This window comes from Streptomyces sp. BE20 (assembly GCF_036322525.1).
GTDB lineage: Bacteria > Actinomycetota > Actinomycetes > Streptomycetales > Streptomycetaceae > Kitasatospora.
The window spans coordinates 1-1,505 of the sequence record NZ_JAQYWW010000488.1; the positions used below are offsets into that span (position 1 = coordinate 1).

A 1,505-nucleotide genomic window follows, 5' to 3' on the forward strand; every position below is an offset into this window, starting at 1 on the left:
GGCGCTCTTGGCTTTGATCACCGATGGAGGCACGTGCAGGACGACCGTTCCGTTGAGGGATCGCCGGTTCCGCCGGTCCGTTCCGGACGGCCTTCTTGTTCTGCGGTTCGTGCCGGCGATCGAGATCTCATAGCCGAGGAATCTGGCCCTCCCGGTTCGGGCATGGGTGATCAGCGTCTTTTCCTGGGACATTTCCAGCTTGAGGTCGTCACGCAGAAACGTCGCCAGTCGCTGTTTGATCTCCTCGGCCTCAGCCTTCGGTCCGGCAAAACCGAACAGGGTGTCGTCGGCGTATCGCACATAGCGCAGTCTCCGGTAGCCCGGATCCTTGGGATCCTGGCTGGGGAGACTGTGCAGCCGTTTGTAGAGCGTCCGCACTTCAGTGCGGTCGCCTTTCCTGCGGGCTCGTGCAATGGCGGACTCCACCCGGCGGTACTCCAGGTTGCGAGCCCGGAGATTGCCTCGGTTGTATTCCGTCATGAGGACCTGCTCGACGAAGGCGTCCAACTTGTGCAGGTAGATATTGGACAGGAGCGGGGAAGTCACGACGCCCTGCGGCGCACCGCTGAGCGTCGCGTTCCAGACCCAGTCCTCCAGGTATCCGGCTGTCAGCATGTGGCGCACCAGCCGCAGGAACCGGCCATCGTGGACCTTCTCGCCCAGCACCCGGAGCATCACTCCATGGTCGAGACTGCCGAAGCAGTCGGCGATGTCACCCTCGACGAACCAGCTCGCCCCGGTCCAGGTGTTGGCCACCTCGCGCAGCGCGGTGTGACACCCCTTTCCGGGACGGAATCCGTGGGAGCGATCGGAGAAGGTCGGCTCGTAGTACGCCTCCAGAAGGAGTCGCACCACCTCACCGACCAGTTTGTCCGACCATGTCGGCAAGCCAAGCGGCCTGGTTTTCCCGGTTTGTTTCTTCGGGATATGGACCCGGCGCACGGGGCGAAATCGGTAGCGTTCGTGACGCATCGCATCGACGATGCGGCCGATCTTCCACAATGACATACCGTCCACGGTCTCCGGCGTGACCCCGGGAGTCATCGCGCCCTTGTTGGCGTAGATGCGACCGTAGGCCAGCAGATACAACTGCGGATTGAACATCTGTCGATACAGTTTCTCACACGGCAGGCCACGCCTGCCACGGTCACGCAGGACACCCAGCACCGTTTCGGCGCTCTGCATTACGCATACCTCCCGAGTTAGGGCGTCCGATCACCTGGCCCCCTTTGCCCGTGTAGACGGTTTTCCCGTCCTCCTTGGCCGGTCGTTAATCCGGCGACTACTACGGGGCCTCCGTCGCCTTGGGGCTCGCGCCCGTTAGGCGATCCCACGTTCGTCTCTGTCGTACGTCATAGCGCGACTTAGAAGACGTCTCATTTGGGCTTGTAGGCTGGTCCGGTGACGATCGTGGAGCGTCTGGTGCCGGACGAGTTGTGGGAGTTGTTCCAGTTGGTGGTGCCGGCGGCGCCGACCCGCCCGCAGGGCGGTGGTCGGCGCCGCTA

At 63.1% G+C, this 1,505-nt stretch carries 1 protein-coding gene; it reads right to left on the reverse strand.

The annotated features are described in order from the left end of the window. On the reverse strand, positions 1–1,185 hold a 1,185-nt coding region (locus tag PUR61_RS06760; RefSeq protein WP_329876671.1), incomplete at its 3' end, for a reverse transcriptase/maturase family protein. Between the last annotated feature and the right edge of the window lie 320 nt (positions 1,186–1,505).